Here is a 15,303-nt window from a genome sequence, read left to right as displayed (position 1 = left end):
TGGTTACCTCATCTGTATTTCCTCCAAGCTGATATCTATGTTAGCCGGTACCCCGGTTCTAACCTTTGACGGCTCCAATCGTCAGGCCCTTTACGAAGTATTTCTGGACGAATGGATAGAGCAGAATGATCGGTCCCGTGGCGACGACCGCCACCGCCATTTTGAGTGTCTCGGTCGGCGGAACAACATTGGCTGCCAGGTAGGCTCCCGTTTGGGTGCGCAGCACCGCGGCGCTGGACAATATTTTATAGAGCAAAAACTGCAGCGGATACTTGTGATCCGACGTAATAAACACATTGGCGTTGAACCAGTCGTTCCAGTAACCGAGGGCCAGGAACAGCCCGATGGTGGCCAGGCCCGGTGTGGAAAGCGGAAGGATAATCTTCCGGTAAATCAGGAAATCTCCGGCCCCGTCAATCTTCGCCGATTCGATGACCGAATCTGGAATCGATTTCATGAAGTTGCGCATCAGGATGATATTCCAAGCGCTGACTAGAGGCGGCAATATCAAGGCCCAGTAACTGTCCTTCAGCCCCAAATACTTGGTCATCATGATGTACCATGGAATCAGCCCCCCGCTGAACAGCGTCGTGAAATAAATGAAGAAGGACAAGCTGTTGCGGTAAATGAAGTCCTTGCGGGACAGAACATATCCAGCCATTGATGTCAGGAGCAGGCCGAGGACTGACCCTGCTACCGTAACCCCGATGGTAACGCCATAGGCCCGGTAAATTTGTTCCGGTGTGGCGAACACCGACTTATAAGCCTCGAACGAGATCGTGTTTGGAAACAGCTTGAAGCCTTCGGCAATAATCTCCATCTCATCCGTAAATGAGCCGGCAACAATGAGCCAGAACGGAATAAGACAGACTATAGAAATCGCTGTAAGCAGCGTATATCCGATCACATTAAATGCAATGGTTGCTTTATCTGGCTTGATTTTGGTGCCCTTGTTCGTCTTTCGAACCATCGGCAGCTCTTCTGCTTGAACGTGCATGCTGCTCCCCCTCCTTTAGAACAATGCGTACTCCTCGCGGGTTTTCTTGATGATGTAGTTGACCGTCATGATCAGAACGAAGCCAAAGAAGGATTGGTACAATCCAGCAGCCGTTCCCATACCAATATCGAAATTGACTGTGAGTGACCGGAACACATACGTATCAATGATATCCGTCGCATCGTACAGTAAGCCGTTGTTGCCGATAATTTGATAGAACAAGTCGAATTGGCCCTTTAGAATGCCGCCCAGGCTGAACAAAATCAGCAGGATGAACGTCGGCTTAAGCAGCGGCAGCGTGATGCTTCTGATTTGCTGAAAAATATTCGCCCCGTCGATCTTGGCCGCTTCGTACAGCTCATCGCTGATGCCCATGATGGCCGCCAAATATATGATCGTTCCGTACCCGATGCCTTTCCATACGTTAAAAAAGACAATAATGTACTTCCACGGCGCTGCATTCAGATAGAAATCATACGGCTGCAGGCCGATCTGTTTGAGCAGCGTATTTACGACCCCCAGGTCGGAGAACATGTTGAACACGAACGCCCCAACTAGTACCCAGGACAGGAAGTACGGCAGGAACATCAATGACTGCGCCGTCTTCTTGAACCATTTGCTGGCTAGCTGAGCCAGGAAAATCGCGCTGATGATCTGCATGATATTGCCGATGATCAGGAACGCCAGGTTGTAAAGCACCGTATTCTTCGTCAGATTCCAGAGGATGCCTGACTTATACAGAAACTCGAAGTTTTTGAAGCCGACGAATTCACTTCCGAACAATCCGCCCTCAAAGTCAAAGTTCGTGAACGCGTAATACACGCCGATCATCGGAATATAGCTGAAGATAATAAAAAACAGCAGCGTAGGAGCAATCATCAGAAACAACGTCCTATTTTTGTTTAACTCTTTAAGAAAGCTGCGTTTTTCTGACATGGTTGCGGCCCCCTCCCTCTTTTTGTTTATCGAGCTGCGATCAGCTCTACTTGTATATCTCGCCGTGTATGTGGCCATATATCGCCGCAGCGGATCCGGCGTGCCTTGGTTGCATTGCCCATGTTAGGCCATCCCCCTTATATCTGACAACTAACTATCCCCGATATCGACTCACTTTTGCCTTCAAACGGGGACTATGCAATTCCGCGCTAACTTTCTTTTTCCGTCACAGTCCAGTCATATCAAGGGTTTTGGGTAAACAAAACTATATCGTTATCCGGCTCTTATTCATTTTGTTTGGATGACTTACTTAGCAAAATTAATGCATTTCATGTATCTATTTCATGGCAATGCTCTGATTTAGAGGGGAAAACTGCAAAACATGTATTTAAAACATAATTTTTCTTAGCGAGCTCTGTAACGGATTATTTTAAATACCACAAATGCATTCAAACCGATTCCTCTTATGAATTTGCAATAATTAATGACTACAAATGCAGTTAAAACTTCATAAATAGAAATACCTCCGCAACTAGCCGCGGAGGTTTGACTGGTTTAGTTATTAATACTGCTCTGATCAATATCCTATCTTAGGATACCGTACCGTGCCATTTGAAGGTCATGACGGATTTGCCCGGGATGTTATAGGTGAAGGCTTGTTTGCCCCATTGGATTTTAATGTTCTGATTCGAGGACTGCGGGTTATAGACGACAACGACTTTGGAGCCGTCCGGATTTTTGAATGCTACGTTCTTCATGTCCCCATAGGTATTGGATTCGACCCGGTACGAGCCGGGAACCACGAATTTGCTGAAATGCCCCAGCAGATAGTACTGCTTTTTGTAAGTGACGCTATTCTCCGGCCGATCGTTGCGGTTATCCGAATTCTGAATCGTGATCATGCCGCGGTTGCTGTTGTTCGGCGCAAGGAGTGTTGGGCCGCTTCGCTGATCCAGCGCAAGATTCCACGTAATGATCGATTTGGACCAGTTGCGGGTAATGTTGATGAATTCGTTCGCCATGTTATCGAAGCCGGAATGGGTGCCGTTCTCCGGATCATTCCACGTGCCAAAGCCGCCTTCGGTGAACCAGATGTCCTTATCCGGATGAGCATTATGAAGACTCGTCATTTGCGAGCCATCCCCGCTGTCATAGTGGTGGAAAGCGCTTCCAGAAACGAAGTGGCCTTTTCCGCCGTTTTTCAAATCGGTAATCACTTTGTTCGGGTAGTTCCAGTCCAGGTAGTTATGGTCAAACGTAATGATCTTTGTGTTCAGTCCGGCATTGCGGAAGGTTGGCCCGATAAAATCGCCGATCGCACCGACTTGATCCTGCTCGCTCATCTTCATCGAGGGATAGGCGCTCGTCTCATACATAGGCTCGTTCTGAACCGTAATCGCGTAAATCGGAATGCCTTCACTCTGATAGGCCTGCACGAATTTTTTCAAATAGTCGGCGAAGGTCTGGTAATGCTCGCCCTTCAGCTTGCCGCCATTTAAGGTATTGGAATATTTCATCCATGCCGGCGCGCTCCACGTAGAGGCGAATACTTTGATGTTCGGGTTCTTGGCCAAAGCCTGCTTCACCATCGGGACGATGTACGGCTTGTCCCTGCCGATGGAGAAATTGTTCAAATTGTTGTCGTTCGGGGTATCTGCATAAGTGTAGGCTTCCCAGTTAAAATCGGAGGCCCCGATCGGCTGGCGCAGCAGGCTCAGCCCGATGCCAGTCTGGCCGAACAATCGCTCCATGACCTCCGCGCGCTTGGAGGAATCCAGCTTGTAATTCAGCAGCCAGGCGGAAGCGTCGGTAATCGATACGCCGAAGCCGTCCATTTGCTGTCTGGTTGCATTCTCGTCGATGCGGATGCTGTACGTCACGCTGCCCGTATCGGCCCCAAAGGATACATCTCCTTTGCGTGAAAGTCTGGCGGAGGTGCTAAGACCCGAATCCGCTTGCGAAGGATCGGACGTGGAGATCCATACCTCTACCGTTTCCCCGGCCGCATGCGCCTGCGTTGATGCAAACAGGGAAGATAATGCGAGTCCACCTGCCAAAGCCATGCATAAGCTTCTTTTGACTACTTTCTTCGACAAAACCGCGATTGACATTTTACCAATTCCTCCCTTTGAAATCGATTTCATTTTGGATAATAGCATGTTTAATTCAGCATGAAAAGGAACAGAATTTCGGGTAGGCTAAATTGAGTCTAAACGACTAGTTTGGTTTTTCGCGATAAAAAAACGATACCCCTGGTCCGGAATGAACCAGAAGTATCGCTCTTGTTGTTCACTATTGCGACGATTAATACGCTCCGCGAATATGCTGCGCTACCTCGCTGCGGTAAAATGCTTGAAGGCGCTCCAGCTCCTCGGGTCCGAACGCCGGAACCTGCAGCGTTCCCAGGTTGTCCTCCACTTGACGGACATTCTTGAAGCCTGGAATGACGCAGGTAACTTCCGGGTGATCGAGAATCCAGCGCATGGAAGCCCGGGCCATATCCCCGCGTCCTTCCGCAATCCAGGACAGCTGGGAAGCCAGCTCCACGCCTTTAGCGAAAGGCAGACCCGCAAATGTCTCGCCTACATTGAATTGCTCCCCGTTCGCATTGAAATTCCGGTGGTCGTCCTCGCTAAACTTCGTATCCTTTGTAAATTTACCTGTCAGGAGACCGCTCGCCAGCGGCAATCTCGCCAGAATGCCGACTCCCGCCGCCCTGGCTTCCATAAATAATTGCTCCGCCGGCTTCTGGCGGAATATGTTAAAGATGACCTGAAGGGCTTTAACGCCGGGTACGCTCAGACAGAACAATCCTTCCTCCACCGTCTCTACGCTAACGCCGTAGTGGCGGATTTTGCCTTCCGCCTTCAGCTTGTCCAGCACCTCGAACACCTTGCCATCCTTCAGCACCGCAAGCGGCGGACAGTGAATCTGGTACAGGTCGATGCGCTCGCGCTGCAGCCGCTTCAGGCTGCCTTCGCAGTAGGCGCGAACCGATTCCTCGGAATACGTATTCAGATCGTGGATATCCCCCGCCCGGCAGAACTTGGTGGCAATATGGATTTCGTCCTCTTTGCCTTTTGTCGCTTTGGCCAGCAGCTCTTCCGCATGCCCTGAGCCGTACACATCCGCTGTATCAAAAAAATTAACGCCTTGCTCCATCGCCGTCGCCAGACCGCGCAGCGCCTCCTGGTCATCGGAATGCCCCCAGCTGCCGCCGATCGCCCATGTTCCGAAGCTCAGCTCGCTGACGCGTAATTCTGTATCTCCTAATTGCCGATAGTTCATATCCCATCCTCCTTAATACATACGACTCTCAATATGAGAATAGTCAAAAAAGCGCTTTCCCGCAACCTGTACGGCAGAAAAGTGCTGAATATTAAACGATTTTGTTATTATGTCCTCTAGTTACGAAAAAAACCATGAGGGGATTACTGCAATAGCAGTCTTCATCCCCTTAAATATGGATAATTTCATCGATTCAATATATGCATTCTTATATTTGTGTTTTGGTCGGGATGCTTTCGTAAAATTTGTCTCAGTTCTCGCACATATCACCGAATAAATCACTCACAAATTGAGGATTTTGCCCTCCAGAAGCTCAAGTAACCATTCTTTGATAAGTTAAGTGTATTCTATACATCTAGTTGAGCTCTTTTATCAAAAAAACCATGCGCTAAATGTAAAACATGCAGTTAGTTTGCCAGAATGGAGCTCATTCGTCGAAATCGCTCAAAACTAAATGTAGGTTTTACAGTTAGTCCCCTCTATCACGGCTAAAACCGATGAACTAACTGCATGAATTACATCTAGTTACTGACTATGACCATCTGCTGTGACCATCTGGGTATAGACATAAACCCGAGTTTAATTTATGGTGGGATAGACACTCCAGTTTCAGTTAGGAGATTGCTGCAAAAGTACATCATTTAATCCAGCATACGCCCTAAAAATTGATTTTACTGCGAAGATACAGCATTTATTTATGTAAAACCTAGCTTTGTCCTCATATGAGAGAAAATCCTGCACATTTACATCAATACAGCTGAAATGTAGCATAACGTGTGATAATTCCTGTACTATTGCATCATTCTTACAGCGGCGTTCCCAGTGCCCGGCCCGGTGTTTGGTGTCGCATGACGGTGACCAAGCACAGGGTCGTGGTCATGCACGCGATAGCAGTCTAGCACACGGTGGTGGTCAAGCGCACGACGGTACTCTAGCACACGATGGTGGTCAAGCGCACGACGGCACTCTAGCACACAACGGCGTCAACCATACGGTGGCGGCCAAGCATGATGGCCACCGCTCACACGCTAGGAACTCCTTCGTTCGGCAATCCCGCTCACAACGGCAACTGCTTGAACATCATGACCGCCGCACCAGTGGAAACGGCGTTTTCCTGGAGGACGCCTTTCGAGAACACAGGCTGATACTCCGGATAATAATAGATGTTCTTCTGAGCGACGGAAATGGCGGTATCGTAATACAGCCCGTGAGCGTTGATGAGCGCTCCCCCCAGGATTACCGTCTCCGGATGGAGGATGTTGATCAGATTAGCCAGACCGATCCCCATGTAAACGGCGGATTGGGTAAATAGCTCGCGGATAAAGGGGTCTCCCTCGTTCAGCGCTTCTACCAGCATATCGAAGTGAATGCCGTCCGGCTGAAAATTCTCCGCTCCGGCCAGCTGGCTCCGGCCCATTTTTCGCTGCTCTCTGACCTGCTTCTCCAAAGCCTGCACCGAAGCAAAAGCCTCCAGCGCTCCGTAATTCCCCTCATTGTGCAGTCTCGGCCCATCCGTCTGGATGATCATTTGGCCAATGGAGCCCTCCATATCCATCGCTCCATGAACGAGGGAACCGCCTGACATCATGGCGGACCGCAGCCCCGATCCGGCGTGGATGTACAGCATATGCTGAACCTTCTCGCCGCGTAAAGCCCAATGCTCGCCGATCAGAGCCGTATTCGCTCCATTCTCCAAGGTCGCAGGGATCCCCGTCTCCTTCTCCAGCTGCTCGCAAATCGGAACATGGGCCCAGCCCGCAGCGGCAAAGTACCGCGGCTCCAAAATAACCCCGCGATGCCTGTCCAGCGGCCCTACAGCCCCGACTCCAATTCCCGCCACCTTATCTTTGTCCAAGCCGTTCTCCTGCAGCATAACATCGATCTTCGCACTGACATGGCGCACCAGCTTCTCCGGCGTCATCGTCTCATCCATCGTCCAGCGGCAATAGGAAAGAGCCTTCATATTCAAATCAAACAGGCCCAGCGCAGAGTAAAGCCGGGATATTTCCAATCCGAAAATCACTTTATGTCTGGGATTGACCTGATACAGAATCGGCTTCCTGCCGCCGGTGGACTCCCCGAAGCCTGCTTCTGCCAGCCATCCCTCACTCGTTAGCTCATCTAACAATCTCGTCAGGCTGCTGCTGGTCAAACCAAATTCGCCCAACAGCTCGGCTTTGGAAACATGCTCCTGCCCGGCGATGCGCTCAAATACCGATTTTTTTGCGCTTAAGGCTGCTTGGCTTACTTTATTCATCAAGGTTCGCCTCGTTTTATTCATATTATTCTTATCGGATATCTATAGATCATTATATCTACTTGCTTGTAAATTTTCCAGTTCCAGACTTTTATCCAAATGGATAAAAAGATTTTAATACCCTATAGGATTACTATGAAAATAATGTCGATTTTTCACTTAATACTATTATATTACATCTGTCGAGATATTTTTTAGAGCAAATCATAAATAATCGAAAAACTTAATTCCATTTTGATAAAAAGTTGTTATAATTGAATTAGTTACAACGGATTCATCACAAGTATGCTGTGACATCAAGCAATTAGGGAGAGAATGAAGCATGCGAACCGGATTTATTGGCAAGTTGATCATACTGCGGGATTTGTTTTGGACATTTTTTAAAATCGGGCCTTCTACCTTTGGCGGGGGCTATGCGATGATTTCGACAATTGAACATGAAGTGGTGGAGCAGCGGCAGTGGATGGATGAACGGGAAATCAGCGATATTTTCTCCATTGCGGGATCGGCTCCCGGCGGGGTCGGCGTCAATTCCTCGGCCTTTATCGGCTACCGGCTGGGCAAAATTCCAGGAGCGGTAGCGGCAGTTCTGGGCATCACGCTGCCTACCTTTCTGATCTTGATCGGCTTAAGCGCGGGATATGCCCTGCTGCAAAATGAGCCGAAAATGATTGCCGCCTTCAAAGGCATCAACGGCGCCGTCATCGGCTTGATTGCTGTCGCTGCCTACAGAATGGGTAAAACCTCCCTGTTCGACCTTTCTACTAAGCTGGTAACCATCGCCTCGCTTCTGCTATTGTTGTTTACCGGCTTGAACCCGATTTTCCTAATTTTGATCGGACTCGCAGCAGGCAATGTCATCATGGGCGTGAAAAAAGCGCTGGGATTGCCGCTTCATACAGAAAAAGAATCCCGGGCCGCAGGCTCTGGGACGGAATTCATTGAGTATTATATTTAACCGTTCGTTCGCTTCGAACAGACCCGATGATTGAGGATGACTTATTACAAGAGGTGAATAACGTGCTGCTGTGGAAGTTGTTTCTTATTTTTATGAAAATTGGTTTTGCGTCTTTTGGAGGCGGCTATGCCGTCATCTCCATGATCCATTATGAAGTAAGCCAGTACGGCTGGATTACTCCAGAACGCTTTCAGCATATTGTCGCTCTGGCCGGCATGTCCCCCGGCTCCATTGCCGTCAATGCCGCGATGCTGATCGGCCTGGACACGGCTGGAATGCCGGGGGCGATTGCCGCTATTGTGGGGATTACTTTGCCATCGCTGATCATTATCGTGCTGGCGGCCAGATTTTTTTACAAGATTCATACCAAACCCTGGGTGCAATATTCGCTCTACGGCTTGCGTCCGATTATTATCGGGCTCATTATCTATGCCGCGATTCACCTCGGCTTCCCTGACCTAACGAGCAGCATATTCAATTGGACGACGCTTGCAACCCTGCTGATCGGTGGCGCCGCCTTCGCGTCGATCATAAGATACAAAGTCCACCCACTTATGGTGATCGGCTTGTCCGCCTGTGCAGGCATTGTGTTGTTTTGACATCAGTACGGTGTTGGGCTCAGGTCCGGCTATATCGTGTTTTCTCCACAGCAGTGCTTGTATTTTCTGGCGCTGCCACAGGCGCAGGGATCGTTTCGTCCCGGCAGTTTTCCTTTGAAGTAGAGCTTCAGGTTCCGTTCGAACAGCTGCTGTCTTAATTCGGCCCCAAGCTTCTTCATCCGCTCTTCCGCATACCCGTAAATCTGCTTGTAGCTCGCACAGAAATAATCGACCTCAGAAGCGCTTAAATCCTCTGTCCATTTGCGGTTGCGAGGGCAGCCCCCATGACACAGCCGCTGATATTCGCAGGTGCGGCACAACTCGGGAAGCGTAGGCTTCATATCGAGAAACTTATCGCGCAAGGGGTGAGACAGCAGCTCTTGAATGCTGTGCGTCGCCGCATTCCCCAGCTTCCAATCCTCGTGAATATAGAAATCGCAAGGATATGCATCCCCGTTCTGCTCCAGTACAAGCATCGTGCTACATCCAGCACTGAGAATGCAAAGCTCCGGGTCCCGGTACAGATAGGAGCTCAGCATATTATCGAAGAAGCGGATGGATGTACGCGGCTTCCCTTCGTTATACCAATAGTCAAATGCCTCGCACAGAAAATTGCCGTACTCTTCAGGCGTGATTTCATAGACACCTGGCATGCCGATCTGCTGGGAGCGGAAGGACATGCAGGGAATGAACTGGATGTACGCAAAACCCTGCTCCTCGTAAAACCGCATTAGCTCCTGCGCCTTGCCGACATTTCCTTGATGCACGACCGTAAGAATATTAAAATCAACATCATGCTCGCGCAAAACTCCGATCCCTTTCATCACGCGATCGAAGCTGCCCGCTCCCCGGGAATCCACTCTTCTAGCGTCATGAATCGGCTGCGGACCGTCCAGACTGACGCCAATCAGGAACTGGTATGTCTTAAAGAAGGCGGCCCACTTCTCATTGATCATCGTCCCGTTCGTTTGCAGAGAATTGCTGATTGAGGTGCGCGGTGGCGCATGCTTCACCTGCAGTTCTACCACCTCTTCAAAAAAAGACAGCCCTGCCAGCAATGGCTCGCCGCCCTGCCAAGTAAATGAAGCCCTTCCCTTGCTGATGCTCATATACTCCTGAATGAATTTCTCCAGAACGGAAGAATCTATTCTATTGATTTTAGGACCCGGCTTACCAGCGCAAGTACTGTAGTAGCAGTAGTCGCAGGCAAGATTGCAGTCCTCTGACACCGTCTTCCACATCACGCCGACATCGCCATAGGCTGCCGCTGCACAAGATTGATTCATCATGTCCTCCTTCACGGTATCCCGTTTCCATAGCAGTTATGCTAAGGCCAATATATAAAAATAGACCTGGAAACCGGCGGAATCGCCGATCTCCAAGCGAAATCATACTAATCGTCCTCTCTTTTCTCCAGCCCCAAGCGGAGGTATTGCTCTTCCGGCGCATCGGCCCGCTCCATCTCCGCCCGGAGCAAATCGATCATATGCTCTTCCACCGCCTCATTCTGCAGTGGATGCTGCTGGGCGTAATCCTCTTCGAGACTGAACAGCTGCGATTGCAGCACCCGTTGATTGCCCGTATAAGGCCTGCCTTCCGCCGTCAGCGGAATTTTGAATACCGGATAATCCGTACGCTCTAAATAACGTCCGCATTCGATCTCTTTTTCCATACCGCCGCCAAGAAACGAGCGGAACGTCGTCGGCATCGCCGTGTAGATATTGCAGGGATGATTATCTGCCGACTTAGGAGCGCGCATGTAAGTATGGCGTCCGTCTGTCACATTCACCGCCATGCCATGATATCCATAGATCGCCGCTTCGCGCACTTGATCCTCTCGACCTTCCAGCAGCCCTCGAAGGGAGTAGCCCCTCACATCTTCAGGAGCCTGGACGCCCATATAATCCAGAATCGTCGGCATCAAATCCACCGTTTGCGATAAAGCATGGATTCGCATGCCTTCTCTCTGACCGCCCGGCGGGCGGATCATCAACGGAATATGGGCCAATTCATTGTAGACATGCATCTGGTTCTTCCCGAGCAGCTCATGCTCCCCGAGCAAAAAGCCGTGATCGGTCGTAAAGATAAACAACGTATCCTCCCGTAACTCGAGACGATCCATCGTGTCCAGCAGCTTGCCGAACCAATGATCGATCATCGTCAGGTTGGCGGCATACCTTGCATTTAAGTGACGGAGAGCATCTTCCGGGACATCGGCATCCCCATAAATCGGCCAGTCAAACCTCGGTCCGTTATATGTGTCCTTATACTGCTCCAAATAATACGGCGGGCAATCAAACGGCTCATGAGGGTCGAAGGCCTCCACCCACAGGAAGTAGTTATCCTCATCCTTATTGCGCTCCAGCCAATCGCATGCCGCAGACAATGTCCGCGGTCCCGGATAATCTTCCTCTCGCTCAAAGCGGCTGCGGTTATGCTCATACTGATCCTCGATTCGGCCGTAATACTGCTCCGGCTTAGGCGGCTCGGCAATGACGGAATGCCAAGGATCGCCCTCCTGTCCACGATGGAAGTCCCAGGTGGAAAACGCCTGGCAGTAATTCTCCCCGCCCCGTGAGAAATAATGATAGTGATCGGTAATGATATGACTGAATATTCCGGCCTCGCGCAGCACCTCCGGCAAAGTCCGGTCAAACGGTTCGATGCCGCCCCAGCCTTTCTCCAGAAACGATGCCCGCCCCGTCAGCAGATCCCTTCTTGCCGGCATGCAAGGCAGCGATCCAGACCAATGCTGTCCGAATACGACGGACTTCTCCGCGGCACGGTCAATATTCGGCGTACTCGCCTCACCGCCATAGGCTGGAAGGCTGCGCCGATTCAGCGTATCCAACAATACCAGAATGGTCTTCATGCCAACCCCTCCTAAATTAAGCTTTTAACCCTGTCGTCACGATACCCTGTACAAAATATTTCTGCGCCGCCAAAAATAGCACTACAAGCGGCAGGACAACAAGAGTCGTCGCCGCCATCAGCAGGTTCCATTCCACGTTCGTCTCTCCGCGAAAAATCGTCAACCCGAGTTGAACCGTTCTCATTCCTTCGGTATTCGTCATAATCAGAGGCCACATATAATCATTCCAGGCCGAAGTCGTCTTAAAAATAGCCAGCGTTGCCAGAATCGGCTTGCTCAGCGGCAAATAAATTTGATAGAATACCCGGAACTTGGAGGCCCCGTCAATCTGCGAAGCTTCGTCCAAAGCTCTGGGGAAATTGAGGAAAAACTGCCGGCAGAGAAAAATCCCAAATGAGCCCGCGATAAACGGCAGGATCAGGCCTGTGTAACTGTTAATGAATCCGATTCCGTCTTGACCAAACAGATTATTGCCGCCCGCCAGCGGAAACTGCTTCATCATCAGAAAGGTAGGGATCATCGTCGTCTGGGCCGGCACCATAATTCCGATCAGTACCGAGAAGAACAAAATATCTCTTCCCGGGAATTTCAGCCGCGCGAAGGAGTATCCCGCCATCGAATTCAGCACCAGACTGACCACAACCGTAATGATCGTGACGACAAAGGAGTTATAGAAATACTTCAGCCAATCGCCCCGCGACAGCGCTTCGGCATAATTGTCAAAATGCCATACCTTCGGAAACAAAGAAAAGGTCGGTGACTGGATCTCTCCCATTGTTTTGAACGAGGTCAGCACCATGATCAAGAAAGGCGCCAGCATGACCAGCGATACCGCCAGCAAAACGACCGACATCACTACCAAGCCCATATTTCTGCTGCTCAATTTACCCACCCCCATCGATTAATCCACATCCAAATCATCCCCCTGATTGCCGTACTTGAAGTTAATCAAGGTAATGACCAGCGTGATGAGAAAGAGGACAATGGCCATTGCCGAAGCATATCCCATTTGGAAATCCTGGAAGCCGCGGAGGTAAATTTGATGCACGACGGTTGTCGTCGAGTTCAGCGGTCCGCCGGCCGTCATAATATTGACCTGTTCAAATACCATAAACGAGTTAATGCAGGACATGACCAGAATAAAAAAGGTCGTTGGCTTCAGCATCGGAATCGTAATCGAGAAAAATTGCCGGATCTTCGACGCCCCGTCCATATGCGCCGCCTCGTACAAGCTGGACGGAATCGACTGCAGGCCCGCGAGGTAAACGATCATCGTATAACCCAGCGATTTCCAGATACTCATAATGACTACGGCCATCATCGCCGTGTTCGGATTGTAGAGCCACTGAATGGGATCAATGCCAAACACCTTGATCATCCGATTCAAAATACCGAGGGCCGGGTCATAAATCCACAGCCAGATCATCGAAACAGCCACCATCGAGGTGACGTTAGGAATATAAATGCTAGCCCGGGAGAAGACGCGGCCAAAGAGCTTGCCATTCAACAGAACGGCTAGAATTAAGCCTAAGAACAATTGGGGCACAATCGTAAATAATGCATAGATGAACGTGTTGTACATCGCCTTGCCGAACAGCGCATCCTGCAGGAGCCGGGCATAATTCTGCAAGCCGATAAACTCCGGCGTACTGTAGAAGTTATAGTTCGTAAAGCTGTAATATACGCCGACGATCAGCGGTATGAAAATAAACAGAAAATAAATTAAATAGCCGGGCGCGATCATCGCATAGCCTACATAGTCGATGCTCAGCCGCTGCTTGGATCTAGTCTTCCCGTCCGTCTCCACAGAACGGGATAGCGTTGGTTTCATAAGTTAACCACCTCGCTGAAGTCTGGTTTTCTTCATCCTATACGAAACGCCTGTGCGTCATCGAAGCAAGCAGGCGTCTCGTTCTATAAACATTTCTCTATTTTCCAATCAGGTTAGGAAGCTCACGGTTCAACTGCTCCACGCCCTGCTTCATCGCTTCCTCAGCCGAAATCTTCCCGTAGAAGGCGCCCTCCAGGTTCTGGCTGATAATCTCGCTCAGCTTCCCGGCATAAGTGACCTTCGCTGCGCCTTTACCGTACGAGACTGCATCAAAGATCGCTTGGTTAATCTCCGGCTTGTCCTGGATATAATCCTGCTCCAGCGATTTCAGGACAACCGGGGTTCCCAGCTCCGTATAACGCTTCCATGTCTCTTCCTTGGACATAATGTGCTGAATAAACTCCGCAGCGAGCTCCTTATTCTTGCTCTGCGAGCTCATGAACAGCAAGCGCATGCCCGCGAAGGTAGCCTTCTCTTTCCTGGCGATCGGTCCGGACACGCCGATTTGTCCAACCAGTTCGGGATTCTCTTTCTGCAGGTTCGTGTAGGCTGCCGGACTGTCATAGGCGATCGCCGCCTTGCCGTTCGGGAACAGGTTCTCATTCGATTTGTCGGAATTGTTAGGAATCGTGATGCCATCTAATACAAGCTCCGCCAAATATTCTGTTGCTTCTATCGCTTCCGGCGAATCAAACAATGGCGTGTTCGTTTGCTCGTCGATGATCTGTCCGCCGTTTTGCAGAACAAAGGATTGCCACAGCGTCCATGCCGATGCTGTCGGAATCGCGAACCCAGCCAGTGTCGTAGTGTTGCCGTCCTTCTTCGTCAGCTTCCGGGCATAGTCCGCCAGCTCCTCCCAGCTTCCTGGCGGCTTCTCGGGATCCAGGCCCGCCTCTTTGAACAGGTCCTTCCGCCACAGCAGGACGCGCGGATCGGGGATAAAGCCCACACCGTACAGACTGCCGTTATACGTTCCGGTATCCAAAATATTCTCCATCATATCGCTTCTGCCGTCCCAAGTGGACAAATATCCATCAAGCGGCTCATACTGGCCTAAGCTCGCCCGCTGCGCAACCGAAGCCAGCGTATAGGACAGAACGTCAGGGGACGTGCCGCTGGCATAAGCCGCGTTCAGCTTCGTCTCCATGTCATTACCGAACGGCGCTTCGCTCAGCTCGATCTTGACGCCCGGATGACTGGCTTCAAATTCGCTGATCACCCGTTTCCAATACGCATTCTCCTGCGCATCGGTACCTGCTCTCCAGAAGGTCAGCGTCGTTGTTTCTCCACTGCCGTCCGCTTTCTTCTTGTTCAACTGCTCCGTGCCGCTGCTGCCTCCGCACGCGCTCAGCACGGAAGCGGCCAGAACGGTCACCAGCACGGTGGCCAGCCATTTCTTCTTCATGTTCAGACCTCCCTGTTTCATGTCTTCTTGTTGTTGCTGAATTCATTATAGAAAAAAGGCCTTATGGCCTAGTGATCGAAAATTCCGCTTTTTCTCCACAAAAAACGCCTTCTCTATTAATTTAAATAATCCGCTCTAAAAGGAGTAGCACAATATTACT

The 15,303-nt window shown here is 50.3% G+C and carries 12 protein-coding genes; 2 read left to right on the top strand and 10 right to left on the bottom strand.

Annotated elements, in window-relative coordinates:
- Positions 1 to 58 precede the first annotated feature (58 nt).
- The 5 genes from MKX50_RS01725 to MKX50_RS01705 all read right to left on the bottom strand — a co-directional run bounded on the left by MKX50_RS01725 (position 59) and on the right by MKX50_RS01705 (position 7,478).
- Positions 59 to 970 (bottom strand): carbohydrate ABC transporter permease, encoded by a 912-nt coding sequence (locus MKX50_RS01725; RefSeq protein ID WP_213591076.1) that lies wholly within the window; start codon positions 968 to 970, stop codon positions 59 to 61.
- Positions 971 to 1,012: 42 nt separating this feature from the next.
- On the bottom strand, positions 1,013 to 1,933 hold the full coding sequence (locus MKX50_RS01720) for an ABC transporter permease subunit (RefSeq protein WP_213590784.1): 921 nt from the start codon (positions 1,931 to 1,933) through the stop codon (positions 1,013 to 1,015).
- Between the two features lie 590 nt (positions 1,934 to 2,523).
- The gene (locus tag MKX50_RS01715; RefSeq protein ID WP_339158248.1) at positions 2,524 to 4,044 is read right to left on the bottom strand and encodes a glycoside hydrolase family 30 beta sandwich domain-containing protein; all 1,521 of its coding nucleotides are present in this window, start codon (positions 4,042 to 4,044) and stop codon (positions 2,524 to 2,526) included.
- Positions 4,045 to 4,237: 193 nt separating this feature from the next.
- Positions 4,238 to 5,221: an aldo/keto reductase gene (locus tag MKX50_RS01710; RefSeq protein ID WP_339158247.1), complete on the bottom strand. Its 984-nt coding sequence runs from the start codon at positions 5,219 to 5,221 to the stop codon at positions 4,238 to 4,240.
- A gap of 1,057 nt (positions 5,222 to 6,278) precedes the next feature.
- Positions 6,279 to 7,478, bottom strand: a complete 1,200-nt coding sequence (locus tag MKX50_RS01705; RefSeq protein WP_339158246.1) for an ROK family protein — start codon at positions 7,476 to 7,478, stop codon at positions 6,279 to 6,281.
- Positions 7,479 to 7,800: 322 nt separating this feature from the next.
- Here MKX50_RS01705 and MKX50_RS01700 point away from each other — a divergent pair, with 322 nt between their 5' ends.
- Together MKX50_RS01700 and MKX50_RS01695 are read left to right on the top strand one after the other, a co-directional pair.
- Positions 7,801 to 8,436 carry a chromate transporter gene (locus MKX50_RS01700; protein WP_339158245.1) on the top strand — a complete coding sequence of 212 codons (636 nt, stop codon included), beginning with the start codon at positions 7,801 to 7,803 and terminating at the stop codon, positions 8,434 to 8,436.
- Positions 8,437 to 8,498: 62 nt separating this feature from the next.
- Positions 8,499 to 9,035: a chromate transporter gene (locus tag MKX50_RS01695; protein WP_213590780.1), complete on the top strand. Its 537-nt coding sequence runs from the start codon at positions 8,499 to 8,501 to the stop codon at positions 9,033 to 9,035.
- 29 nt (positions 9,036 to 9,064) lie between these two features.
- On the opposite strand, the gene MKX50_RS01690 is transcribed toward MKX50_RS01695, so the two are convergent.
- The 5 genes from MKX50_RS01690 to MKX50_RS01670 all read right to left on the bottom strand — a co-directional run bounded on the left by MKX50_RS01690 (position 9,065) and on the right by MKX50_RS01670 (position 15,143).
- Complete coding sequence (locus tag MKX50_RS01690; RefSeq protein ID WP_339158244.1) at positions 9,065 to 10,324, bottom strand: anaerobic sulfatase maturase; 1,260 nt, start codon at positions 10,322 to 10,324, stop codon at positions 9,065 to 9,067.
- Between the two features lie 104 nt (positions 10,325 to 10,428).
- Entirely contained in the window at positions 10,429 to 11,907 is a 1,479-nt protein-coding gene (locus tag MKX50_RS01685) for a sulfatase (RefSeq protein WP_339158243.1), read from the bottom strand.
- Positions 11,908 to 11,923: 16 nt separating this feature from the next.
- Positions 11,924 to 12,799, bottom strand: a complete 876-nt coding sequence (locus tag MKX50_RS01680; RefSeq protein WP_244996420.1) for a carbohydrate ABC transporter permease — start codon at positions 12,797 to 12,799, stop codon at positions 11,924 to 11,926.
- A gap of 9 nt (positions 12,800 to 12,808) precedes the next feature.
- Positions 12,809 to 13,738, bottom strand: a complete 930-nt coding sequence (locus MKX50_RS01675; protein ID WP_213590776.1) for a sugar ABC transporter permease — start codon at positions 13,736 to 13,738, stop codon at positions 12,809 to 12,811.
- A 97-nt stretch (positions 13,739 to 13,835) separates the two neighbouring features.
- Entirely contained in the window at positions 13,836 to 15,143 is a 1,308-nt protein-coding gene (locus tag MKX50_RS01670; RefSeq protein ID WP_213590775.1) for an ABC transporter substrate-binding protein, read from the bottom strand.
- Between the last annotated feature and the right edge of the window lie 160 nt (positions 15,144 to 15,303).

The sequence above is a fragment of the Paenibacillus sp. FSL W8-0186 genome (assembly GCF_037969765.1).
In the GTDB taxonomy this organism is placed as follows: Bacteria; Bacillota; Bacilli; order Paenibacillales; family Paenibacillaceae; genus Fontibacillus; species Fontibacillus woosongensis.
This window is presented reverse-complemented; position numbering and strand designations above follow the sequence as displayed.

What these genes read in the sequence shown, in the direction of transcription:
- MKX50_RS01685 (WP_339158243.1), bottom strand. Translation starts at nt 11,907, where the DNA reads ATGAAGACCATTCTGGTATTGTTGGATACGCTGAATCGGCGCAGCCTT.
- MKX50_RS01700 (WP_339158245.1), top strand. Translation starts at nt 7,801, where the DNA reads ATGCGAACCGGATTTATTGGCAAGTTGATCATACTGCGGGATTTGTTT.
- MKX50_RS01675 (WP_213590776.1), bottom strand. Translation starts at nt 13,738, where the DNA reads ATGAAACCAACGCTATCCCGTTCTGTGGAGACGGACGGGAAGACTAGA.
- MKX50_RS01720 (WP_213590784.1), bottom strand. Translation starts at nt 1,933, where the DNA reads ATGTCAGAAAAACGCAGCTTTCTTAAAGAGTTAAACAAAAATAGGACG.
- MKX50_RS01690 (WP_339158244.1), bottom strand. Translation starts at nt 10,324, where the DNA reads ATGATGAATCAATCTTGTGCAGCGGCAGCCTATGGCGATGTCGGCGTG.
- MKX50_RS01710 (WP_339158247.1), bottom strand. Translation starts at nt 5,221, where the DNA reads ATGAACTATCGGCAATTAGGAGATACAGAATTACGCGTCAGCGAGCTG.
- MKX50_RS01670 (WP_213590775.1), bottom strand. Translation starts at nt 15,143, where the DNA reads ATGAAGAAGAAATGGCTGGCCACCGTGCTGGTGACCGTTCTGGCCGCT.
- MKX50_RS01705 (WP_339158246.1), bottom strand. Translation starts at nt 7,478, where the DNA reads ATGAATAAAGTAAGCCAAGCAGCCTTAAGCGCAAAAAAATCGGTATTT.
- MKX50_RS01715 (WP_339158248.1), bottom strand. Translation starts at nt 4,044, where the DNA reads ATGTCAATCGCGGTTTTGTCGAAGAAAGTAGTCAAAAGAAGCTTATGC.
- MKX50_RS01725 (WP_213591076.1), bottom strand. Translation starts at nt 970, where the DNA reads ATGGTTCGAAAGACGAACAAGGGCACCAAAATCAAGCCAGATAAAGCA.